This is a genomic window from Pseudomonas koreensis (assembly GCF_036668835.1).
Classification (GTDB): Bacteria; Pseudomonadota; Gammaproteobacteria; order Pseudomonadales; family Pseudomonadaceae; genus Aquipseudomonas; species Aquipseudomonas koreensis_I.
The window spans coordinates 224,927-248,985 of the sequence record NZ_JAZEVW010000009.1 but is presented as its reverse complement, the minus strand read 5'-3'; the positions used below and the strand labels follow the sequence as shown (position 1 = coordinate 248,985).

Sequence of the window (24,059 nt, the reverse complement as noted above, 5' to 3'; positions counted from 1 at the left end):
CTTGATCGGGTTTTAACCCCGAGTTTGAGTGCAACAGATATCCACTGTGGGAGCGAGCTTGCTCGCGAAGGGGCCAGTCATGTCCACGAAGATTTCAGTTCAAGGTTCCGGCGTCCAGGTCACCCCAAACATCCACACACGACCTTCCTCGCGATACCCATACTGGCTACCGTCATAGCTGTAATTGGCCTGGCTGTAACCCTTGTCGAAAAGGTTATCGACCTTCAGATCCAGCTTGATCTCGCGATTTAGCGCCCAACTGCTACGTAAGCCGAACAGCGCATAGCCACCCAGCGATTGCTGGTTGTCGCGATCGTCATAACTGCTGCTCACCGCCTGCCAGCTCGCGCCCAGGCTCAAGCGGTCGAACTGTCGATCCAGATCCCAGCTCAGCGTTCGCCGCGCACGGCGTGCCAGAGTGTGCCCGCTGTCGCGGTCGCGCGGGTCGATGATCGAAACGCCCAGATTGCTCTGCCAGCCAAACAGGTCCTGCTTGAGCGCCGCTTCAAAACCATTGATCCGCGCCGAAGCGACGTTTTCCGGACGTGAATTGCTGCCGAAGATGATCGCGTCTTCCAGATCGGTGCGATAGATCGACGCCTCGAGGCGACTGCTGTCGCTCAACTGGCTGCGCCACTGCAGCTCGTAGCTTTTCGAGGTTTCCGGTTTCAGATCGGGATTGCTGAAATCCGGGTAGTACAGGTCATTGAAGGTCGGCGCACGGAAGCCTTCGCTGTAGCTCAGCAACAGGTCGTTGTCCGGGTTGAGCGGCAGGGTGAACGTGCCGCTCCAGGTGTTCTGACTGCCGAACTGCTGATTGTCGTCATGGCGCAGGCCCAGCTCGGTGGAAAAGCTGTCGCCCTGGTAGCGGTGCTGGATAAACGCGGCGCGGTTCCAGCGGCTGTCCTCGTCGAACGCGGTGCTGCTGTTGATGCGGTCTTCGTACCAGTCGCCGCCGAGGGTCAGGCTGTTGCGCGCATCGAGGGTCAAGTCGTTCTGCCAGTTCAGCGAGTCGCGATAGGTGTTGAATACCGTGCGTTCGTCGCTGAGCTTGTCGAAGGTTTTTTCGCGGTTCTCTGTGTGGCCAAACTCGAGGCGGGTTTTCCAGCGTTCATTGACCCGCGCATCGATGTAGCTGTTGAGACTGCTGACGTTGAAATCGCTGTAGGGCTGTTGCTGCAGCGACTCGAACGTAACCGGGTCGAAGCGGCCGAACGGATTGTCGAATTCACTTTTGCCACGGTTATCCAGCAGATTGGCGCCGACTTCGATGTCGTCAGTCAGCGCATGGCTGAGGCTCAGGCTGATGGATTGGTTGCGGTAGGCGTCGTGATCGCGGTCGCTCGGGTATGAGTCGTGAGTGCGGTCGATGCCGGCGCTTTCATCGAGACTGGCGCCGAGGTTGAAGCGGGTTTTGTCATCGCCCCCGGACAAGCCGAGGCTGCGCTCCCAGCTCTGGTTGCTGCCCAAGCCCATGTGCAGGCGTGCCTGCAAGCCCTGTCCGTTACCGCGTCGGGTGAAGATCTGGATCACCCCACCGATCGCATCACTGCCATAAATCACCGAGCGGGAGCCGCGCAGCACCTCAACGCGCTCGATCTGCTCGATATTCAAATGCTGCAGGTTGCTGTCACCGGACGTCGAATTGCCGATGCGCTGGCCGTCGACCAGCACCAGACTCTGCGCCGACTGCGTGCCGCGGATGTAAATACCCGGCAGGCTGCCGCGCCCGCCGGTCTGCGCCACCTGTACGCCTGGCACGCGGCTCAGCAGGTCGGGCACGTCGCTCGGTTGCAGGCGATCGATGTCTTCGCGGGTGAACACGGTATTGGCGGCGCTGCTGTCGTTGCGGGCTTCGACCTGGCGGTTGGCGCTGATCAGCGTGTCCGGCAGCTTCAGCGCCTGATCGCGTTCGAAAGTGTCGGCGACAGCGCTGGCGGCTGGCAGCAGCAGAAAGGGCAGGGCGAGGCGCGAGAGGTTCATCGGTGGTCCGTGAGAAATTGCAGATGTACACAAACTTTATGCTTCCACAAAACACTGTGGGAGCGGGCTTGCCCGCGAAGAGGCCGGTACATTCAACATCAAGGTTGACTGTGCCGACGCCTTCGCGGGCAAGCCCGCTCCCACAGGTATTGCGTGTTCAGCGAGTTAGCGGTCGAGCAGCGCCAGCCGTTGGCGAATCGACGCTTCGATCCCGGCCTCATCCAGGCCGCATTCGGCCAGCATCTGCTCAGGCTTCGCGTGCTCGACATAGATATCCGGCAAGCCCAGGTGCAGCATCGACTTGAGGATGTTCTCGCGCGCGAGGAATTCGCTGACCGCGCCACCGGCGCCGCCCATGATCGCGTTTTCTTCGATAGTCACCAGCAGCTCGTGGCTGGCGGCGATCTCGCGTACCAGTGCTTCGTCCAGCGGTTTGACGAAACGCATGTCAACCACGGTGGCATCGAGCTTCTCGGCGACTTTCAGCGCTTCGGCCAGTTGCACGCCGAACACCAGCAGGGCGACTTTGAGGCCCTGACGGCGAACGATGCCTTTACCGATTTCGATTGGCTCAAGGTCTTTCTCGATGACCGCATTCGGGCCGCTGCCGCGCGGGTAACGCACTGCCGCCGGGCCGTTGTACAGGTGGCCGGTAGTGAGCATCTTGCGCAGTTCATTTTCATCGCTCGGGGTCATGATCAGCATGCCCGGGATGCAGCGCAGGTACGACAGGTCAAAGCTGCCGGCATGGGTCGGGCCGTCTTCGCCCACCAGACCGGCGCGGTCGATGGCGAACAGCACGTCGAGGTTCTGTACCGCGACGTCGTGCACCAGTTGGTCGTAACCGCGTTGCAGGAACGTCGAGTAAATCGCCACTACCGGTTTCGCGCCTTCACAGGCCATGCCGGCGGCGAATGTCACCGCGTGTTGCTCGGCAATCGCCACGTCAAAGTAGCGCAGCGGGAAGCGTTCACTGAACGCCACCAGATCCGAGCCTTCCTTCATCGCCGGGGTAATGCCGACCAGGCGTGGGTCGCTGGCGGCCATGTCGCACAGCCACTCGCCAAACACGGCCGAGTACTTCGGCCCGCTGGCGGCTTTCGGTGCAGCAGCCGGCGCGTCCAGTGGCTCAAGTTTGGTGATGGCGTGGTAACCGATCGGGTCGACTTCCGCCGGGGCGAAGCCTTTGCCTTTCTTGGTGACGATGTGCAGGAACTGCGGGCCTTTCAGATCACGCATGTTGCGCAGCGTGGCGATCAGGGTCGGCAGGTCGTGGCCATCGATCGGGCCGATGTAGTTCCAGCCCAGCTCTTCGAACAGCGTGCCCGGGACCAGCATGCCTTTGGCGTATTCTTCGGTGCGACGGGCAATTTCCCAGGCGCCCGGCAGGCGCGACAGGACTTTCTTGCTGCCTTCGCGCATGCTCGCGTAAGTGCGGCTGGAAAGGATCTTCGCCAGATAATTCGACAGCCCGCCGACGTTGCGCGAGATCGACATGTCGTTGTCGTTGAGGATCACCAGCATGTTGGCATTGACTTCCGGCGCGTGGTTCAGCGCCTCGAACGCCATGCCGGCGGTCAATGCGCCATCGCCGATCACCGCGATGGCCTTGCGATCGCTGTCCTGCAGGCGGGCGGCAATCGCCATGCCCAGCGCTGCGCTGATCGAGGTGCTGGAGTGGCCGACGCCGAAGGTGTCGTATTCGCTCTCGGAGCGGCGCGGGAACGCGGCAATGCCGTCCTTCTGACGCAGGCTGGCCATGCGCTCGCGACGGCCGGTGAGGATCTTGTGCGGATACGCCTGATGGCCGACGTCCCACAGCAACCGGTCGTCCGGCGTGTCGAAGACGTAATGCAGCGCGATGGTCAGCTCGATCACGCCCAGGCCGGCACCGAAATGCCCACCGGTCTGGCCGACCGTGTAGAGCAGTTCCAGGCGCAACTCATCGGCCAGGGTTTCCAGCTCGGCTTCGCCTAACCGGCGCAGGCCGTCCGGCGTGTTCGCGCGGTCGAGCAGGGGCGTGGTCGGGCGCTTGCGGGGAATCTCATGAAACGTCGTGGGCATCAGGCGAATCGTTATAGGTATAGAAGATGCGGCAGTTTACCTGATGCATCGGCCCCTGCCCACGCGTTGGTCTTTTTTGGCCGATTCGCCGTCAGTTGCGCCGCTCGACGATATACCGGGCCAGCTCGCGCAACGGCTCGGCCGCCGCGTCAAATGGCCGCAGGGCGTGCAGCGCCTGATCGCGAAGTTCCAGCGCATAGGCCTTGGCCGCGTCGAGGCCGAGCAGCGCCGGGTAGGTCGGCTTGTCGCGCGCGATGTCGGCGCCCTGGCGTTTGCCGAGGGTCGCGGTATCGCTTTCGACGTCGAGAATGTCGTCCTGGACCTGAAACGCCAGACCGATGGCCTGTGCATAAGTCTGCAGGGATTTCAGTTCGTCCGCCTCGGCCCGGCCGCTGGCGAGGGCGCCCAGGCGCACGCTGACTTCGATCAGCGCGCCGGTTTTGTGCCGATGCATCTGCTCAAGGGCTTTCTGATCGAGTTTCAAGCCAACTGAGCCCAGATCGATGGCCTGACCGCCAACCATGCCCGCCGGGCCTGCGGCCTGCGCCAGCGCGGTGACCATTTGCAGGCGAATGTCGCTGCTGCAGTTGCTCAGGCGCGGGTCGAGCAGGGCGCTGAACGCCAGACTCTGCAAGCCGTCACCGGCAAGAATTGCGCAGGCTTCATCGAATTTCTTGTGGGTGGTGGGTTGGCCGCGACGCAGATCGTCGTCGTCCATCGCCGGCAAATCATCATGCACCAGCGAGTACGCGTGAATCAGCTCCACCGCGCAGGCCGCGCCGTTGGCTTGCTCGGCCTCGCCACCGAGCGCTTCGCACGCGGCATAGGCCAGCAACGGGCGCACGCGTTTGCCGCCGTTCATCACGCTGTAACGCATGGCTTCGTAGAGCCGCGCCAACTCCGGCAACGGCGCATTGAACAGAGTCTCCAGCGCCGCGTTGACCCGGGCCTGGCTGGTCGCTGAATACGCTGCAATCATTCTGGCTGTTCCGCGTCGAAGGGTTCCTCGGCGAGTTCGCCATCGCGCTCCAGCAGCACCTGGACCTTCTGCTCGGCCTGCGCCAGCGCTGCCTGGCAGTCACGGGTCAGGCCGATGCCCTGCTCGAAAGCAGTCAGCGAGTCTTCCAGCGACAATTCCCCGTTCTCCAGACGCTCGACCAGCGTTTGCAGGTCGGCGAGGGACTGTTCGAAATCCAGTGCAGCTTTTTTGCGGGCCATGGCGGCAATTCCGGTAGACGTTAAACCGGCGCGACACTAGCAGATAGGGGGGGTATGGGCAAATGAGCGGGCGTGCCCTTATGCTCGGCTATGACAACTGGCTAGCTGAGTAAGCGAAGCAATATGTGGCGAAACGGCGCCTCCTTCAAAAAATCGTTCGCAATTAATGGCTGTTCTTTCAGCAGGCTGACAAATGCCTTTATCCACTTCTCCCGTTCAAGTACGAGAGCCGCACTTTGTAGCCCCAGCATGTCTCTGGTTTGGCGCACCACATGCTTTTCTCTTCTATTGAGTGCGGGCATGGGCTCCAGCGAGCCATCCGAAGATAAAGAGAACCGCTCGTTACAACCGGGGGCCGGTTCGATGGGAAGAAGTCGATCACCTTTTCGTTGCCCACATCCATCAGCCCTAATGCATCCGTGAGCATAATTTGTATATGTGAATGTCAGGTGCGGATGTGCATCATTGCCGCGCTTCGGCTTGATGTGGTCGATTTGCCCTGTATCGGACTCCAAAGGCATTTCGCAGTAAGCACAAAGTCCACCCTGATCCGAATGGAGGCTCGCCTTGACGATTTTTTTTACCTGATGAAACGCTGCGCCATCGAAATCCCTCGGTCCCGCCTGTGGGTAGCTGGCATTGAAGTCGGCAAGGGCTTGAGGTGCCACGGGATTGTGAGCCAACTCAATCATTGCGTGTCTTCCTGACTTGCGCTGCGAGAAATGTCCAAAGCGCCATGTCCGCATTGGAAATCTCATATCCTGCTTCATCCAGCTCCTGCCTCAACTGTTTTGCTTGTGGACTGGTGCCTGCGCCGTCGCGAAAAAGCTGTTCATAAGCGTGAGCTGTTTCGACTATCGACATAGGAGGGCGAGCGCTCACATTCATGACTCCGGCCAGCGCATCGCCCGAAGCTTGTGCCAAAGGGCTCATTGCGGGCTGTTCAGAGATCCAGCCGTGCTCGTCTTTGTGTACTACGCGGATCTGTTCGCGATTAACCGTCGTCAATACTTGCGGGCTATGAGAACTGACAATGAATTGGATCTTTGGAAATGCATTGCGCAGGGCTGGCAAGACTTGTTGCTGCCAGGCCGGGTGTAAATGCAGGTCGACTTCATCAATCAGCACAATGCCTTCTGTTAAAAGAGACGCTTGCTCCTGATACTGACCATTTAAGCGAGCACAACGAAACGCCATGTCGGCGGTCATCGAAATCATTGCCCGAACGCCATCGCTCAGCAGGCTGATGGGCAGCAGCCCATGGTCAGGGTGAGACATCGCGAGGTCTTCGAAGCTGAGGCTGTAATGGAAGTTGCTCCATCCCTCGTTTTCCAGTACCAGATTCACGGCGTTTTGAATCCCTGCAATCCTGGGCTTTAGATCCGACCCCTCATACCCTGGCAACTCTTGTTGTTGTAGCAATGCCATTGTTGCCTTGCGTATCCACTGTTGCATTTGCAGAAAATTCGACGCAGAAGAAAGACAGTCCTCATAACCGGTCGTCCGACTGGCACTGACCACAGCTTTTCGAGAGCTGTTTTTATGAGTAATCCACAGACGTCCAGCTGGGTAATAGCTGATCAGCGGCAAGGCTGTGCCTGCGTCGGTGCGTAGTGATTCCTGAAGTTTTTTGCCCCAGCTTGCAAGTGCAGACGCCTCTTTGGTTGTCGTCCGGCTTTTGGGGCCATGAAGGGATCTTTGCCACTCGATAAAGGGTTCATCCAGGACTGCATCAATGACTACTGGAAATTTCTGCTCGTTTTCGAAACTGTTGCCTAAGCGAACATAACGAGCGTCTGTGCGCTCGATGTGTTTGGATTTGCCCATATCGAATGCCCCGATAAATGGGCCAAGAGCAGTCGCAATGGCTTCCAGGATGGTAGTTTTACCCTGCCCGTTACGTGCAGCAATAACCGTCAGCTCAGGATGGAAATCTATCTCGATTTCCTCGAATCGACGGAAGTCCTTTAATTTCAATTTGCGCAGTTTCACAAGGCGACCTCAGGTTCTGCCGTCCTTGCCGACGGCTTTGTGGCGGTAGTTGACCATGAGAAGACCTTGAGCTCCAGCCGAAATCAATGCTTGGGCCTCACGTATTCGGCTCATTTTGTGAGCCGAATAACTTCGCTATTCGGCTCACGCCCTCTCGAAAGCGCAATTCCTACAGCAAAAGCACATGTATCCGATTGTTAAAAAACTGCCGAATCGCTAATCTTCGCGCCTTCGACGACCCGCATTCGCGGGTCCATCAGACGAAACGCAGTTTATCGCTGTGAAGTGCCGAGGATCGGGTGCAAGGTTTCGTTGGGGCATGGCAGGAGGCGTCACATGCGTTCATTTCTGTTGCTGCTGATCGGCCTGGCCTGTGCGCCGGGGCTGTGGGCGGCTGCGCCGAGCGCCGAATTGTCGGAGCCGGTGGGTGGCTGGCGCTATCACGGTTTGCTCGATCGCACGGAAAACCCGCAGGTCGCCTATCCGACGCCGCCGATCGATCGCGGCATTCAACGCAATCGCACGATGATTCAGGGGCAGCTCAAAGCCCTCGGCCATATGCGTCCGCCGCATAGCCTCGCGGTGAATGGCAATCCACTCAATCTGTACACCGACGACCAGGGCCGCTTCGCCCGGCCGTATGCGTTCGGCGCCGGTTCCAACAGCGTCGAGGTGATCAGTGCCGAGGGCCAGTCGCTCAAGCGCGTGCAATTTTATGAAGCCAATAATCTGCGCACGCCGGCGCGGATTCGTCTTGTCCTGGGCTGGGACGACCCGAAAGCCGAACTCGATCTGCATATTGTCACCCCCGACGGTCAGCATGCGTTCTGGGCGCGGCCGGCGCTGAGCAATGGCGGCGGTTTAGACCCGGACGGGGTCGATGGGCCGGGGCCGGAGATGTTCACCATGACGGCGCCGCTGCACGGCACCTATCTGGTTTACGTCAACTATTGGGGCAACTACGGCGACGGCGGCTATAACTTCGAGGAGACCAGCAACCAGAACGAGGTGATCACCTCGCAAATCACGCTGGTGCTCAACGAAAACACCGTCGACGAAAAACGCGAAACCTTCATCGTGCCCCTGCGGGCAATCGGTGATCTGCTGCTGGTCAAGACTTTCAACTATTAAGCATCCCGCCACGGATGAACTCGGATGTTGTGAACATGAGCGATAACACTGCTACCCCCGCTGCCGCTACTCCGGCTGCCACGACGCCAGCGGCCAAACCTTCGCGGCGCTGGCCGATGCTGTTGCTCGGGCTGTGCCTGATCGCCGGCGTGGCGGGCGGATTCGGCTGGCTGCTGCTCAAGCCCAAGGCGCCACCGGCCGAGCTGGCCGGTGACAAGCTTGGTCTCAGTCGCCCGGACGCGTTGCTGGAAACCCGCTCGCTGAGCCAGTTGCCCAAAGACCTGCTGACGGTGCCGTTCCTCAAAGCCACGCTGACCGAAGATTTCGTCTTCTATTACGAAACCCATGCCGATCGCCTCGGCCTGATCGGCAGCCTGCGGCGGATCGTCTACGAGCACGATCTGAAACTTCAGGACAGCCTGATCGAGCAACTTTTCGATCAGCCGGCTGATGTCGCGCTGTGGCGTGGCGCCGATGGCCGCTTGAAGGATTTCCTGCTGGTGATGGATCGCGGCGGGCTGGCGAAAGTGCTCGAACCATTGGCGAAAGTCGCGCTGGATGACAGCCAGCTCAGCGTCCTCGGCAACCTCAAGGTTGGCAGCGACGAGGTACCGCTTTATCAGCTCAGCTACAACGCCAGCAAATCGCTGCTGTTCGCCTCGCGCGGCGACAAACTGGTGGTGTTGTCCAACCCGGCCAAGTACTACGACCCCGAGAACGGCGCGTCTGAAGAATCCGGCCACGTTTCCTCGCAAGCATTGGCGGCATTGCTCAACGGCGAAAAACTCTTTCCCGAAGCGTTCGGTCTGCCGGCGAAAAACCCTGAAACCAAGCAGCGGCTGTCGGTCAATGCCAGCGTGCTTGCCATGGGCTATCAGCGTTTTATTCCGAATTTCGCCGGGCTGCGTTTCGACATGGACGACAAGGGCTGGCACACCTACCTGGCCATGGACGAGCTGGAAAACCAGCCGGACTTTGATTTCCAACCGGTGTGGCAGGCGATGCCACTGGGCGCCAGTGCCTGCGTGACCTTGCCGGTGGCAGCCGAACCGCAGAAACCGCTACTGGTGAAGCTCGGCGCCGACGACGCCGTGGCGCAAACGTTGACCGAGCACGTCGCCGGTGCGGCCGGCCTGTGCTGGTACGCCGATTCGCGGTTGTACACGCCGCTGTTGGTCGCCAGTCTGAAAGACGAAGACAGCGGCAAGCTCGACGGCGATCTGGGCAAGTTGTTCGGCTCGATGGTCGGCGCGTTCGAGCCCAACGTTGCGGAAAACGTATTCCCGGTGGTCGAAAAGCAGGAAGGCCAAAGCCACGTCTGGCAGCGCCAGGTCAGCTCCAGTTTCGGTCCGTATGCGGCGAAGACTGCGCAGAACCCGGAGGCGATTTCAGGCAAGGCGTTCATGAACGTCAGCCTCGCCCGGCACGGCTCGACGCTGCTGTTTTCGCTGGATGACAAACTGCTCGACAAAGCCCTCGGCACCCTTGAAAAGCGCTTCCCGCCGATGGCCGACGTTTTGCCAAAAGATGTACTGATGCCGATCTACTTCGGCCCGGACGCGATGGCGCAACTGATGCAGCGCGAAACCCTCGACAGCTTGCCCCAGGACATGGAGCCGGTGTTCTTCAACGCCGCGCAAACCTATCTGCTGCCGAAACTGCGCACCCTCGGCGGCTATGGCAAATATGCCCTGACCTTGCCCGAAGGCAGTGAGCCGGACGGCCACTGGCAATGGCTGCCGCTGGAATGGAAAGCGCTGTGACGACATTGATCCGTAGCCTCGGCCTGCTCGCGCTGCTGCTCAGCGCGGGCGCCCGAGCCGTCGACTCTCTACCTTTAAAAGCCCCGGCGCTCGATCCGGCGCAATCGCAGGTATTCCGCGCCTGGTTCGTGCGTATCGCGCAAGAGCAACTGAGCCAGGGCCCGAGCCCGCGCTGGTATCAGCAGGACTGCGCCGGGCTGGTGCGCTTCGCCGCCAACGAAGCGCTGAAAGTCCACGATGACAAGTGGCTGCGCAGCAATGGCCTGTCCAATCGCTACCTGCCGCCAGAGCTGGCGCTCAGCGACGAACAGCGCAAGCTTGCGCAACAGTGGCAGCAGGGCGGCGGCAAGATCGGGCCGTACGTCAACGCGATCAAACTGATTCAGTTCAACAGTCATCTGGTCGGCCGTGACGTGTCGCAGGCGCGGCCCGGTGACCTGATGTTTTTCGATCAGGGCGACGACCAGCACCTGATGATCTGGATGGGCCGCTACATCGCCTATCACACCGGCACCACCACCCCCACAGACAACGGCATGCGTTCGGCAAGCCTGCAGCAACTCATGACATGGAAGGACACCCGATGGATACCCGACGCAGCCAACCCCAACTTCATCGGCGTCTATCGACTGAATTTTCTCTCCCAATGACCGGTGCCCGCATGTTGCGTATCTGTTCCCGAATTCCTCTGCTGCTGGCGCTGTTGCTGCCATTGGCGAGCGTGAATGCCGACGATTCGGTCGAGCCCAGCGGCTACACGCCGGTGTCCGGCGAAAGCTTCTTTCTACTCGCCGACAGCAGTTTCGCAGCGGACGAGCAGGCCATGGTGCGCCTTGAGGCGCCGGGCCGTGACTACCGGCGTTTCCGCATGGAACCGTATGGCGGCGCCGACATTCGCGTGTACCGCATCGACAAACCGCTGGATTTCCTCAAGCGCCAGAAAAACCTGCACCGGGTGGTCAGCGATGGCCAGTTCAAGGGCGAAGGGCTGTCCAACACCCTCGCGTACCTGTGGGACAACTGGTACCGCAAATCCCGTCGGGTGATGCAGCGCGCGTTCTCCTACGAGTCGCGCAAGCAGGTCACCGAAGAAGTGCCGGAACTGAAAATGGGCGACGCGATGGCCGCGCCGACGCCGTACGACGCGCAGCCGCAATTTGCCCTGATTCCGGGCCTGCCGGTGGTCAGTCAGTTCCGTTATCCGCTGTGGCAGGCCAAGCCGATCCAGCCCCCGGCCGGGGTCGATCTGGCCGGCTCTTCCAGTGATTTCGTCAGCGTCGCGCCGGGCAACGTCTACATTCCGTTGGGTCAGCTGAAACCGGGGCTGTACCTGGTCGAGGCGCTGATCGGCAAGTACCGCGCGACGACCATGGTCTTCGTTTCCAACACCGTGGCGGTCAGCAAGATTGCCGGTGACGAACTGCTGGTCTGGGCCGCACGCAAACACGAAGGCAGCTCGGTGCCGAAGGTCAATGTGCTGTGGACCGACGGCCTCGGCGTGATGAGCAGCGGTGCCACCGACAGCGACGGTCTGCTGCGCCTGAAACACGTAAGCCCCGAGCGTTCGTTCGTCATCGGCGAGGACGAAGAGGGCGGTGTATTCGTCTCGGAAAACTTCTACTACGACAGCGAAATCTACGACACCAAACTGTATGCCTTCACCGACCGGCCGCTGTATCGCCCGGGGGACTGGGTGTCGCTGAAAATCGTCGGTCGCGAATTCAAGAATGCCCGCGATTCGGTATTGCCGGGGGCGGCGGACGTCAGCGTCAGCGTGCTCGACGCGACCGGTACCGAGTTGCAACACCTCGACCTCAAACTCGACTCGAAGGCCGGTACTCAGGGCCGTTTCCAGTTGCCGGACAACGCCGTGGCCGGCGGTTACGAGATCCGTTTCAACTACAAGGATCAGGCCTACAGCAGTGCCTTCCGCGTCGCCGAATACATCAAGCCGCACTTCGAGATTTCCCTGGATCTGGCCAAGCAGGATTACCGCACCGGCGAGCCGGTCAAAGGCAGTCTGGTGCTGCTCTACCCGGACGGCAAACCGGTGGCCAACGCCAAGCTGAGCTTGAGCCTGCGCGCCCAGCAATTGTCGATGGTCGACAATGAGCTGCAATACCTCGGGCAATTCCCGGTGGAATTGACCAGCACCGAACTGACCACCGATAGCAAAGGCAACGCGACCCTCGACCTGCCGGCTGCGGACAAACCGAGCCGCTACATGCTCACCGTGTTCGCCAGCGATGGTGCGGCGTATCGGGTCAAGACCACCAAGGAAATTCTTATCGACCGTGGCGCCGCCAGCTTCCGCTTGAGCGCGCCGCAACGCTTCAGCGCGATCGGCGACAAGGTCGCGTTCAGCTACGCCAATGAGGGCGGCAGCGAGTCGAGTAAAGCGGTGACGCCGAGCAGCTATGGCTGGGTGCGTCTCGAAGATCAGAGCACCGGCGAGGGCAAACTCGCCGCCACCGACAAAGGCTTCAGCCTGGCATTCGAACGTCCGGGCACCTACAACCTGACGCTGAAGGATCAACACGGTCGTGTCCTCGGCGCCACCGGCCATTCAGTGACGGGCGATGGCGTCAAAGCCGTGCCGGGTACCGTCGAGATCGTCCTCGACAAGCCTGAATACAAGGCCGGCGATGAAGCGCTGGCGCTGATTACCTTCCCCGAGCCGGTCAGCGATGCCTTGTTGTCGCTGGAGCGCGATAAGGTCGAAGCCACCGCGCTGCTGGCCAAGGGCGCTGACTGGCTGAAACTGGAAAAGCTCAGCGCCACGCAATACCGCGCGCGCATTGCGGTGAAGGACAACTTCGCGCCGAACCTGACCTTCTCCGTGCTCTACACCAAAGGCGGTCAGTACAGCTTCCAGAACGCCGGGATCAAAGTGATCGCGCCGCAGATCGACGTGGCGATCAGCACTGACAAAGCGGTGTACTTGCCGGGCGATACGGTCACGGTTGACCTGACCACGCAATTCGCCGGCAAGGCAGTACCGGCGCACCTGACGGTCAGCGTCGTCGACGAAATGGTCTATGCGCTGCAACCGGAAGTCGCGCCGACCATCGACCAGTTTTTCTATCACCCGCGCCGCAACAACGTGCGCACCAGTGCCAGCCTGTCGTTCATCAGTTATGACGTCGCGTTGCCGGGCAGCCCCGGCGCACCGGGCAAGGCCAACCGCAGCGAACGCGGGGTGAAAGTACTGGAGCGGCCGCGTCGCGAAGACGTCGACACCGCCGCCTGGCAGCCGGAACTGCTGACCGGCACCGACGGCAAAACCCGTTTCACCTTCAAGATGCCGGACTCGCTGACCCGCTGGCGCATCACTGCGCGCGCGATCGCCGATGACGGTCAGGTCGGGCAGAAGAAGCAGTTCGTCCGTTCGGAAAAACCGCTGTACCTGAAGTGGAGCGGGCCGAGCAAATTCCGCAAAGGCGATCAGCCACAACTGGGCGTGTTCGCGTTCAGTCAGGCCGAGAAGCCGCTCAAGGCTGAACTGGTCACGCGTTATGCCGGCGCTGAGCAGCGTCTGCCGGTGACCTTGAACAACGGCATCAACTACCTGCCGATTCCGGGGTTCGCCCTGGCTTCCGGTGAATGGACGGCGGAATTGGTGCAGGACGGTAAAACCGCTGACGCCTTGGCCGTGCGCCTGAGTGCAACCGGCGATGGCTGGCAAGTGACGCAAACGCAAAGTCTCGAGGTTGCCAGCGGTGATACGCCGTTGAGTCTGCCGGCTGACGCCACGGATATTCGCCTGCGTCTGGATGACAGTCCGCAAGCGCTGTTCCGTTCCGCCCTCGATGATCTGCTCAGCTACCCGTACGGCGGCGTCGAGCAGACCGCCAGCCGCTTGCTGCCGCTGAGCATCGCTTATCCGTCGCTGGCGTCGAACCCGCAGATTCGCGATCGCTTGCGCCTGATCATGCAGAACAGCCGCCTGCGTCTGGTGCAAATGGCCGGGCCGTCGGCGAGCTTTACCTGGTGGGGCTATGACGGCGAGCCAGATGCGTTCCTCACGGCCTACGCTTACTACGCTGACTGGAACGCCAGTCAGGTGCTCGAACTGACCCTGCCGCCGGAGCATTGGCAGCGGGTGCTGGAGGTCTACGCCAAGCAAGCGCCGAACACGCCGCTGCTGCAACGGGCGCTGATTCTGTCGTTCGCCAAACAGATGCATCTGCCGGTGAACACGCTGCTCAGCGGTTTGATCGACGATCTGGCCAAGGCCGGTGAGGGCAGTGCCGAAACCGTGCTGGACGATGGCGAAGACAGTCTGGTGATGAGCGATCCGGATTCGGCGCTCGGTCTGGCGGCGGCGCGGGTATTGGCTGCCTCGCTGGCCACACAAGCGAAAGTGACTTTGCCGGAAGCGTTCAATCGTCAGGTGTCTGCTGCACAGCAACGTCTGGCGGTCAGCTCGCAGCCCTTCGTCGAAGCGCTGAACTTGTCGCTGCAACCATTCGATCAGAGCCGTGCGACTGCGCTGCTGCAACGTCTGCTGCCGCAGCAATCGACCCTCGAACGCGCGCTGGCGCTGACCTGGCTGCAACGCAGCATTGCCCAGGCGTCGCCGACCATCGCCCTCGCACCGGGTGAAGGCTGGAAGAAACACTACGGCGCGAGCGGCGAGATGTACTGGACCTGGCAGGGTCCGACATCGGTTCCAAGCGTGTTGAGCGTGTCCGGCACGCAAGAACGTCCGCTGCGCGCGGCGCTGAGTTTCCAGACCCAACAGCCAGCGGTCGATCCGATGGCGGTGACCATCACCCGTCGTCTGTCGCGACTGGTGCCAGGCGACGAAGCGTTCACCTTCAAACTCGAGCCGGTCGGCACTAAACCGCTCTCCAGCGATAGCCTGTATCTGGACGAAGTGATCCTTACCAGCAAAGCGCCGAAACCGCTGCGCTACGGCATGCTCGAAGTACCGCTGCCACCGGGCGCCGATGTCGAGCGCACCACCTGGGGCATCAAGTTGCAGGGCAAGGACGGCTCCGAACCGACCGCGCTGGAAAAGGCTCGATTCGAGCCGGGGCAACTGGCCTACGCGGTGCCGGTGGATGCGCTGAGCGGCGAATTGCGCCTGCGCCATCTGGTGCGTTTCTCGCAAAAAGGCCAGTTCAACCTGCCGCCGGTGCGGTTCAAGCAGGTCTACGCGCCGCAGCATCAGGCTCAGGAAACCAAAGCCGCGCTTGGCCAGGTCACGGTCAACTGACATGACCCGGCGGCTGCTGTGGCTGTTGATCGGATTGATACCTGCGCTGGCAACGGCGCAGGACGAGCCGCTGCGCGTGGCTTATCAGGGCCAATTATTGTCGTTGAGCCAGACGCAACTGCTCGCGCGCGAGCCGTTGCCTCCCTCGCTGGAAGCGCCGCTCGGCAGTCTGTGGAAGTTGTTTGTCTACGCCTGGCTGGTCGATACCGGCGCGCGTGAGCCGGCTTATGAATGTCGCGGGCAGTTGAAAGAAGAAGTCTATTGCTGCACCGCGGGCGGCAAGATCGAGCGCGATCAGGCGTTGGTGAAATCCTGCGGCTTGTATTTTGAACCGGCGCGGCTGGGCATTTCTGCTGCCGATTGGCGCACCTATTGGCAGGCGCGGCAGGCACCGTCGTGGTTGCTGGATCTGCCCTCGGTGCAACCAGCGCAGCGTGTTTCCATCGTGGAGTTGCTCAAGGTGCTGGCCTCGCTGCCGGCGCAGGATCAGATGCGCCGGGTATTACTCGACGTGGTGCTGAACGCGGCGGACGGCAATGTTGTCGGTGAACTGGGCGGACGTTTGCGGGTGAAAACATGGAGCTGGCTCGGCGATCATGATCCGCAGTCGCGCCAGGGTGGGTTCGCCGGCTGGACAGCGGATGGCGCGCCGGTCTGGGCCGGTGGGCGTGGCACCAGTCAGATGGTCTTGCGCCATTACGGTCAGGCACTGGCGACGGTATTGCCAGCGGCATGGCCGGCGGAGGCGGGGCGTTGTGTTGAAGTCGGGCTGTTTTCGAAGTATCCGCTTGCGAAGGTTTCGACGGGCGAGCGAACAATGACGTCCGGTCCGTTACAGGGCGACTACCGCGTCGAATTCGCCAACGGCAACGCACTGGATATCCACAGCAACGGTGAACTGTTTTTGCTCAACGACAAACTGGTCGCCCGGCTTGATCGTGAGGAATATGTCGCCCGCGTACTGGAGCGCGAAGCCAAGGCGCAACCCGCCGAAGCCGCCAAAGCCCTCGCCGTGGCCATCCGCACTTACCTGTTGCAAAACGCCACGCGCAACGGCGACTGCCTGCGCATCGACGACAGCAGCAACCGCCAACGCGTCGCGCCACGCCCGGCCTCCGCTGAATCGCGCAATATCGCCGCCTGGACTGCTGATCTGGTCCTTGCCGGCAGCACCGTCACCTATCACTCCGACCAACCCGGCCCGGACAAGCTCGCCTGGCAACAAGCCGTCGAGCAAGCCAACGCCGGCCAGCGCTACGACGCGATTTTGCTGCACGCCTATCCGCGCGCCAGCCTCAGCCGCTGGGACAATCCGGTCGCCTCCTGCGAAGCGCTGCCAGCCGCGCAGGACTGGCTGCAAAAACAGCGACGCGGCTGGCGGCCGAAGCTTGTCAGCGAAACCGGCTACAACGAAGTCAGCACTCTCGCCGTATGCAAACTTGCCTTCGGCCGGCCCTTCGTCGACCGCGAACGCCAACGCATCTACGTGCGCGGCGTGCTGACGCTGCAGGACCGCCTCGACCTGACCCACGAATACCTGCACCTGGCCTTTGAAGCACACCCAAACGGCCAGGACGAAACCTACATCGAAGGGCTCGCCCGTCACCTTTTGCTGGAATAGACCATGACACTCCGTTATCCACAGGTCTTGCTGCTGCTCTGCACGCTGACCGCGCTGGCGTCGGCCCATGCCGCCGACAGCGTCAAACTCGACACTCCGATCAGCGGCTGGCGCAGCGGCGCCCCGGAAGGCGAGGGCGAGAGCTTCCGCCAGACCGTCAACTACCCGGCCTCGTCGGTGAACACCCCGATCGGCCAGGCCAACACCGCGCGCATCAGCGGCGAAATCAAAGCCAGCGCCAAAAACAACCAGCCCGGCCGCCTGATCGTCAACGGCGTCAGCATGCCGCTGAAAATCGACGCCAGCGGCCGCTTCGACCGCCCGTTCTCCTTCCCCAACGGCAGCAACAGCGTCGAAGTCCGCAGCCCCGACGGCCAACACCGTCACCGCACGCAGTTCCTCAACACCCGCGGCGGCGCCACCCCGGCCAAGCTGCGCGTTTTGCTGGCCTGGGACAGCGACGGCACCGACCTCGACCTGCACCTGATCACCCCCGACGGCGCACACATCTGGTACGGCAACCGCGTCGCAGCCAACGGCGCTGCCCTCGACGTCGACGTCACCACCGGCTACGGCCCGGAAATCGCCGCCATGCCCGCGCCGATCAAAGGCCAGTATCTGGTGTATGTGAATTATTACGGCGGTGGGTATCGCGAGGATGACGAGGGCGGGGATGAGGCGGTGCAGGCGCTGACTACGGCGCAGGTGACGGTGATTACCGAGGAAGGCACACCGAGTGAGAAGATGGAGACGTTTCTGGTGCCAATGCGGGCGGTGGGGGAGTTGACGTTGGTGAAGTCGTTTAGTTATCCGTGAGGGGATTGGTCAGCAGGCTATTGGAGAAATGCGCTCGGCAGTATCTGGTTACTTGATTCTTGTTCGACGCTCGACTTATAGCTCAGCCAGAATGACCTTGACCCGTTCAGGAGCGGCGAGGCGATCGTGAACGGTGGCGGTAAGTTGTTCATCTTCATCACTGCTCTGCTTGCCGTCGCAAGGGAGCTCGCCAAGTTCGGCAATATGCTTCAGCGCGTCTTCAACGTGGAGCGAGACTATGGGCATTTGTCTATTCCCTGCGGAGTTTGACCCAACGGTAGTTAATGCACTGCACAATGTACAAGCGAGAAATACGGTCCCAGCCAGTAGATGTGATTTGTTGCATGTCCTAACCAGTGCTTACAGCGAGATTCTCACAGAGCTCCCGCTGCATTGGCTTGACCGTAGTCGAGCCCACGAACCTGAGTTCGCAAAGCTTTCGGGTCTGTTTCTTCCTGGGACGTCGTCGGCCTACGAGCAGGCGCCCCGGCGCATCATGGTAGTGGGCCGTGAGACGCGACTGTGGAACGTAGTCACCAGCCAGGCTCCATTCCTGCATTTGGACGAATACATACAGAGGGCCATGACCAAACAACAGGCGTATTTGGCCCGACACCTGCCTGGGCCACCGGATAAGGGGGCCAGTTACTTCAACCTGCTTCGTTCCCTAGCATCCGACCATGGGTCCGATGGCATCGCCTGGGCTAATTTGTTTGGCTTTGCCTGGAATGGGAAATCGCCGATGCGTTGGCCGAACTTCCCCATGCTTCTGGATATCTCGGAGCGGCTGATAAAAGCTCAGATCGAAATTCTCAAGCCGGACATAATCATCTTCGCTAACGGTGCCAGTAGCGCCAGATTTCGCCGGAAGTACTTCCCGCACACAGGCGAGCACAGTGTATGCACCAACCTTGCTGACTACCGTGAGCAAGGCATTGCCAATGATCAGCTATGGCAGTTTCATTTGAATGGAACAATCCAGTGTTACCGCATACAGCATCCAAGCAGTATCAGCGCAGCCTCTCGGCAGGCCCGGAACTTTTTGCTGAAGAAAGTGCTACGCAAGGATGCTGCAGGAGGGTGTGAATACTCTCCTGCGACCGGAAGTGTGCAAAAGCGCAAGAATAGATGAGGTGACAGTTCTTTCTAGGAAGGCATTACGGCGATCCTCATTAGGTAAACGTGCATAATTTTATTTTCCGACAGGAAGGAAGCCGTTTAGGCCGACCATCAGGGAGAAAGTATGCGAATCGAAAAAGTTAGGGTTGAGGGATTTCGACTCCTTCAAGATGTTGAAATCATGCTTGAAGGCAATTCCACAGTAATCGTAGGGCGCAATAACTGCGGAAAGACATCGTTCACCGACATTTTCGATCGTTTTACCGGGGAGACAGGGGCGCGATTTCGCCTTGAAGACTTTTCGCCCCCCCAGCGCGAGCGCTTCTTCGATGCTAAGAGGCTGAGAGAAGCGGCGGCAAAGCCCGAAGACGTACTCGCGGCCCTCCCAACGATCTCTCTTACACTAACCATCCGGTACGATAGCGCAGCTCCGAACTTGGGACCTCTTTCACCTTTTGTCATAGACTTAGACGTCGACTCCACCACAGCCATTGTGCGCATCGAGTACCAAGCGGCGCTGGCAACCCTCCACACTCTGCTCGATGTACCTCCCGAGCCAGAGGGGGTTGAACCAAGAACCCACTTTTTCCGCTCATTGCGCGGGTCGTTGACCAAGGCATACGCCATCCATGTGTCTGCCATCGACCCCACTGACAATACCAATCGGCGTGACTTTGAGGGTACGCCCGCACTAGCGGCTTTACTGCAGTGCAATTTCGTCCGTGCTCAAAGAACTCTCGACCATGCGAAGCACGGTGACGCCGATGTCATTGGGAAATTGCTCAGTGCGCTATTCAAGACGGCTTCTGCACCAACTGCTGCTGCCGGAGATCAGGCTCTGGCGGCGAAGTTGAAGGCGTCTGTCGAAGACATCGAACGCGGCATTCAAGGTAACTTCGATGAGATGCTAAAGAAGCTGCTACCGGCCATGGAGGTACTGGGCTTTCCGAGCCTCAACGATACTGAGCTTAGACCTGAGACCTCATTGAATGTTGAAGCACTTCTATCGGACCACACAAAGGTGGTCTACACCGGCACGGACGGAGTACATCTTCCAGAGGGCTACAACGGCCTCGGTACTCGCAATCTGATCTACATGCTGTTGCAACTCGAGAGCTACCACAAGGCCTACCGAGCCAAGGAAACTCGCCCAACCACGCATCTAATCTTCATCGAAGAACCAGAGGCTCATTTGCATCCGCAGATGCAAGAAGTCTTCATTAGTCAACTGAATGCCGCCATTGGAAAGCTGTCGGCGAGCTACCCTGAAGAGGCAGCGTGGAACGTCCAGTTCGTCATCACGACGCATTCTCCGCATGTCGCAAACGCGGCATCGTTTGAAGCAGTACGGTACTTCCTGAATGAGTCGCGGCCCCAGGCAAATACTCGTCAGACCAAGGTTAAAGACTTCAAGAAAGGTATGAGCAGTATTTCTCCCGACGACCAGAATTTCTTGCATCAGTACATGACGCTGACCAAGTGCGATCTGTACTTTGCGGATAAGGCAATTATGGTCGAGGGGACAACGGAGCGGCTGCTGATGCCTCGCCTGTGCGAATTAGTTGATAAATCGCTCGACGATAAACACAAGCTAGCCAGACAGTACGTGACCTGCGTCGAGGTCGGCGGAGCATACGCGCACATCTTCTATCCACTCCTCGATTTCCTCGAACTCAAAACGTTGGTCGTCACCGATCTGGATTCAACCAAACAGGTGGAAAAGCAGAATAAGAAAGGGAAAATGATTACGACTTGGGACAAGTGCCCAGTGGCTGAAGGTGAGCGGACGTCGAATGCAGCGATCAAGGAATGGTTTCGTCCCGCGGATACTGAGGATAGGGACGGCTGGCAGATCACTCCTGCCGAGCTTATTGCTAAAAGTGCCGAAGACAAACAAAGCGGTTATCGTCGCATCGCCTATCAAATTACAGAAAAGCCTGGCACGAACATTTGTGCCCGGAGCTATGAAGATGCGCTCGTCCTAGCAAATCCTGATCGATTTGAATGGCCGAAGGAAGAAGACGAGGCTACTGAGGCGTGGGATATCGCCAAAGGGCTCGCGAAAACGGATACAGCCTTGCGATTCGCCATTCGCGAAAAGGAATGGGTTCCGCCCCGTTATATCCAAGAAGGCCTGTCATGGCTTTCCGCGCCCCCTCATCCTCCTGTACAGAACTTGGAAGCGCCCGCCAATGAGGAGGGAGTATGACTGAGTCTGCCGGAAATCCCGCACTCGTTGCTGCCCAAGAAGCCGAGAAAAAGATCAATGAGGCCCTTGATGCGGGTCATAGCTTTCGTCTCGAGGCTGGTGCCGGTGCAGGCAAGACCTATTCCCTAGTCGCCGCCCTCAAACGATTGATTGCAGAGCGAGGCCCGGCCCTTGTTCAAGCTGGGCAAAAGGTAGCTTGCATTACCTACACCGAGGTTGCCCGGAACGAGATTGCCCAGGAGCTTGAGGATCATCCGGCTATCCTGGTCAATACCATCCACGGCTTCTCGTGGGCATTCTTACGCCAGTTTCAGAAGGCGCTGCGTGGCCTCGTAGCGGAGATGGAGGATCGCAAAGATAAAATCGAACAGGGCGGAGGGGTGGGCTCAAAACCCGTGGATTACGACCTTGGATTCTTCGGCGTCGATATGGAAAGAGTCACGCTGAGTCACGATGACATCCCAGCGATGATGGCCAAGCTTCTGCAGAGGGAAAAGTTTCGACAAATCTTGAGTCAGCAGTTCCCGGTTATTTTTATCGACGAGTATCAAGATACCCATCCCAAATTTATGGAGGCGATCACCGAGCACTTCTTGAAGCCCGCTACCGGGCCACTCGTTGGTCTCTTTGGAGACCACTGGCAAACCATTTATCGAAGTGAATACGAGCTAGCGGAGTATCCAATCAAAGAGATTGCCAAAGGCTCCAACTTTCGATCGGTGCCCGCAGTGGTAGATGTGCTGAACAAGCTGCGCCCTGAACTGTACCAAGCCGTTCACAAGCCCGGGGCAAGGGGCGAGGCGCGTTTCTTTCACACCAACGGCTATAAGGGCGAACGAACTAATGATAGGAACTCCAAAGAGGATTTACTACCTGATCTGGCCCGGCGCACTCGCGAAGGGTTGATGCAACGGCTACAAGCCGAGGGCTGGGATTTGAGCAGGACGAAGGTTCTGATGCTCACGCATAACGTACTAGCCGCTGAACAGGGCTATCCCAACCTTGCCGAAGTATTCAAAGGCCGCAACGATCTATTTGCGAAGAAGGAAGACCCGGCGATCAAGTTCTTTGCAGAAGTCGTTGAACCCATAAGTGCAGCCTATGAGGCATCTCGCTACGGCGATATGTTCAGGGCGTTCGGCTCCGGCCCAACTATAACCAAGCATGGAGACAAAGCCGGCTGGCGTCGCGACATGGATGCCCTGCAGAAGCTGCGTACGGAAGGCACGATCGGACAGGTCATCGATCACCTGAAGGCGACGAGACGCCCACCGCCACCAGACCGTGTATTGCGGCGTGACGAAGAGCTAAGAGCACTACGCGGCGATCCAGTACCTGAAGATGCCTCTGCACTTCACCGCTACAGCAAGCTGCGGGACATCCCATACGTAGAAGTAGTCGAGATGGTCAAATTCATCGAGAAACAGACTTCCTTTGCCACACAGCATAGCGTCAAGGGCGCCGAGTTTGAGAATGTTCTGGTAGTGCTAGGGGGAGGCTGGAACCACTACAACTGGCCACTGCTTCTAGAGCTTGTCAAAACCAAGGCGCTAAATAGCAAAAATACGCAGGGCTTCTATCGCGCCCGTAACCTTTTTTATGTCTCCATTTCCCGGCCAATGACACGGCTCGCAGTACTTGCTACGCAGACCATGTCGGGGTCCGCCCTGGAGGGAGTAATCAGTCTGTTTGGAGGCGACAATGTCGAGGAGCTTGATATCGCATTGTGAAACCACAGGTCGGACGGATGGGCAATTTATTTTCGGCGCTCCCCCATTGTGCGAAACAGATTGCGCCCCAAACTTTTTCGTACGGTCAAAGGATCTACCATTCGCGCAGCGCGGGGTATCCGACCGCTTAGCATGGAGAAATAGCGAGGCTTTGCCGATCCAGCTACTTCACAATTAATTCTCCTGATAGCTGCGCTCAATTAACACTTTGGCCCTTTCTAAGTCGGTCTGGGTGCGTAGGCTCAGTTCCAAATCGCCGGTACCCCAGTGGCCGATGGCGCGCACATCACGACTGAAGTCCTCGATAAGTTCGACCGAATCTGGATTGAGTTTGAGGTAAAGCTGTAGCCGCTTAGACTGCACCACTACGCTGGCGAAGTTCTTCAGGCGGCGGAAAGCCAGATAGAGCTTTAGAGGCTTCTCTTGCACATCATCGCCAAGAGAGTGCAGGTAGCTGGTCGTCTGCTCGAAGAGTCCAGCGATTTCGGCCGGAGCTTGGGCTAGTTGTTCCTGCCAGGTCTTGTCCTTGCTAAGTGATGCCGGTTTGTCTGCGCCACTGTCGACAGACTTAGCTGTAGCGGAAGTGTCCGCCACGCTCACCACATTGACCAGCTCAAGCAGAAGCAGATCATCACCGAACAGCTTGTAGCGAATAAGCTCAATGTTGCGTTGAATCAGTTGTACGGCATGCTGGTCGTAGCGGGTGAAGTCTGCAGCTATACATAACAGTCGTGTGCCGCTCCACTCAATTTGATCGGCTGCGTCCTTACCCAATTTTTCCATCACCAGCCAGCGGAACTCGGCCTGATGATCTAGCAACCAGTCGAGATAGAACAGACCCTGATTAATCACATTCTCGTTGCTATGGCGCTTATATTCGATGATCACCGGACAGCCATTTTCGTCCAAACCCAACGAGTCGATACGGCCCTTGTGGGTTTTACCGGTGGTGTACTCGGTAGCAATAAAGCGCACTCCGAGAAAAGTTTCCATCTGGGCTTCTATCAAGCTTTGAAGCTGTTTTTCAACCGCAACTGCACGACCGGGCAACTCATAAGCACCACCAGATGCATCCAACCGGAAGAGTTGAATATCGCTCATACCGCATCCCTTATCAGCGATCCGCGCCACCAGTAAATTGTGTAAGGCGCGGATCTATCAATGAATTCAGAAGCTTTCACCGTTCACGGCA

Annotated in this window: 17 protein-coding genes; 9 read left to right on the top strand and 8 right to left on the bottom strand. The window is 59.3% G+C overall.

Translation table 11 applies throughout. From position 1 onward, the window contains the following. Positions 1–99: 99 nt before the first annotated feature. The 6 genes from V6F91_RS23130 to V6F91_RS23105 all read right to left on the bottom strand — a co-directional run bounded on the left by V6F91_RS23130 (position 100) and on the right by V6F91_RS23105 (position 7,257). Positions 100–1,983, bottom strand: a complete 1,884-nt coding sequence (locus V6F91_RS23130; protein WP_332768498.1) for a TonB-dependent receptor domain-containing protein — start codon at positions 1,981–1,983, stop codon at positions 100–102. 165 nt (positions 1,984–2,148) lie between these two features. Continuing rightward, complete coding sequence (gene dxs / locus V6F91_RS23125; protein WP_332768496.1) at positions 2,149–4,047, bottom strand: 1-deoxy-D-xylulose-5-phosphate synthase; 1,899 nt, start codon at positions 4,045–4,047, stop codon at positions 2,149–2,151. A 91-nt stretch (positions 4,048–4,138) separates the two neighbouring features. Beyond that, positions 4,139–5,026 carry a (2E,6E)-farnesyl diphosphate synthase gene (ispA, locus tag V6F91_RS23120; protein ID WP_332768494.1) on the bottom strand — a complete coding sequence of 296 codons (888 nt, stop codon included), beginning with the start codon at positions 5,024–5,026 and terminating at the stop codon, positions 4,139–4,141. Continuing rightward, a complete protein-coding gene (locus V6F91_RS23115) occupies positions 5,023–5,265 on the bottom strand; it encodes an exodeoxyribonuclease VII small subunit (protein ID WP_003228627.1) in 243 nt (80 codons plus the stop codon). The genes ispA and V6F91_RS23115 overlap by 4 nt, the downstream gene beginning before the upstream one ends. A 101-nt stretch (positions 5,266–5,366) precedes the next feature. Continuing rightward, on the bottom strand, positions 5,367–5,957 hold the full coding sequence (locus tag V6F91_RS23110; RefSeq protein WP_332768491.1) for a retron system putative HNH endonuclease: 591 nt from the start codon (positions 5,955–5,957) through the stop codon (positions 5,367–5,369). Continuing rightward, positions 5,950–7,257, bottom strand: coding sequence for an AAA family ATPase (locus V6F91_RS23105; RefSeq protein ID WP_332768489.1), 1,308 nt, complete (start codon positions 7,255–7,257; stop codon positions 5,950–5,952). The genes V6F91_RS23110 and V6F91_RS23105 overlap by 8 nt, the downstream gene beginning before the upstream one ends. Before the next feature lie 336 nt (positions 7,258–7,593). On the opposite strand from V6F91_RS23105, the gene V6F91_RS23100 reads away from it, so the two are divergent. From V6F91_RS23100 to V6F91_RS23075, 6 genes are read left to right on the top strand one after another with little or no spacing between them, the layout of a single operon-like run. Further along, positions 7,594–8,388, top strand: a complete 795-nt coding sequence (locus V6F91_RS23100; protein ID WP_332768487.1) for a YfaP family protein — start codon at positions 7,594–7,596, stop codon at positions 8,386–8,388. A gap of 35 nt (positions 8,389–8,423) precedes the next feature. Further along, the gene (locus V6F91_RS23095; RefSeq protein ID WP_332768485.1) at positions 8,424–10,151 is read left to right on the top strand and encodes a DUF2138 domain-containing protein; all 1,728 of its coding nucleotides are present in this window, start codon (positions 8,424–8,426) and stop codon (positions 10,149–10,151) included. After that, on the top strand, positions 10,136–10,801 hold the full coding sequence (locus V6F91_RS23090) for a DUF1175 domain-containing protein (protein WP_332768537.1): 666 nt from the start codon (positions 10,136–10,138) through the stop codon (positions 10,799–10,801). The genes V6F91_RS23095 and V6F91_RS23090 overlap by 16 nt, the downstream gene beginning before the upstream one ends. Then, positions 10,798–15,372: an alpha-2-macroglobulin gene (locus V6F91_RS23085; protein WP_332768483.1), complete on the top strand. Its 4,575-nt coding sequence runs from the start codon at positions 10,798–10,800 to the stop codon at positions 15,370–15,372. The genes V6F91_RS23090 and V6F91_RS23085 overlap by 4 nt, the downstream gene beginning before the upstream one ends. Before the next feature lies 1 nt (position 15,373). Further along, a complete protein-coding gene (locus V6F91_RS23080) occupies positions 15,374–16,993 on the top strand; it encodes a DUF2300 domain-containing protein (protein ID WP_332768481.1) in 1,620 nt (539 codons plus the stop codon). A 3-nt stretch (positions 16,994–16,996) separates the two neighbouring features. Continuing rightward, positions 16,997–17,809, top strand: a complete 813-nt coding sequence (locus V6F91_RS23075) for a YfaP family protein (protein ID WP_332768479.1) — start codon at positions 16,997–16,999, stop codon at positions 17,807–17,809. 75 nt (positions 17,810–17,884) lie between these two features. On the opposite strand, the gene V6F91_RS23070 is transcribed toward V6F91_RS23075, so the two are convergent. Beyond that, the gene (locus V6F91_RS23070) at positions 17,885–18,055 is read right to left on the bottom strand and encodes a hypothetical protein (protein ID WP_332768477.1); all 171 of its coding nucleotides are present in this window, start codon (positions 18,053–18,055) and stop codon (positions 17,885–17,887) included. Between the two features lie 337 nt (positions 18,056–18,392). Between V6F91_RS23070 and V6F91_RS23065 the strand changes: the two genes are divergently transcribed. The 3 genes from V6F91_RS23065 (at position 18,393) to V6F91_RS23055 (ending at position 22,867) form a co-directional block, all read left to right on the top strand. After that, positions 18,393–18,941 carry a hypothetical protein gene (locus tag V6F91_RS23065; RefSeq protein ID WP_332768476.1) on the top strand — a complete coding sequence of 183 codons (549 nt, stop codon included), beginning with the start codon at positions 18,393–18,395 and terminating at the stop codon, positions 18,939–18,941. A 111-nt stretch (positions 18,942–19,052) separates the two neighbouring features. After that, a complete protein-coding gene (locus V6F91_RS23060) occupies positions 19,053–21,137 on the top strand; it encodes an ATP-dependent endonuclease (protein ID WP_332768474.1) in 2,085 nt (694 codons plus the stop codon). Further along, positions 21,134–22,867, top strand: coding sequence for a UvrD-helicase domain-containing protein (locus V6F91_RS23055; RefSeq protein ID WP_332768471.1), 1,734 nt, complete (start codon positions 21,134–21,136; stop codon positions 22,865–22,867). Before V6F91_RS23060 ends, V6F91_RS23055 begins: the two co-directional genes overlap by 4 nt. A 174-nt stretch (positions 22,868–23,041) precedes the next feature. On the opposite strand, the gene V6F91_RS23050 is transcribed toward V6F91_RS23055, so the two are convergent. Continuing rightward, a complete protein-coding gene (locus V6F91_RS23050; protein ID WP_332768469.1) occupies positions 23,042–23,968 on the bottom strand; it encodes a DUF5655 domain-containing protein in 927 nt (308 codons plus the stop codon). Positions 23,969–24,059: the final 91 nt, after the last annotated feature.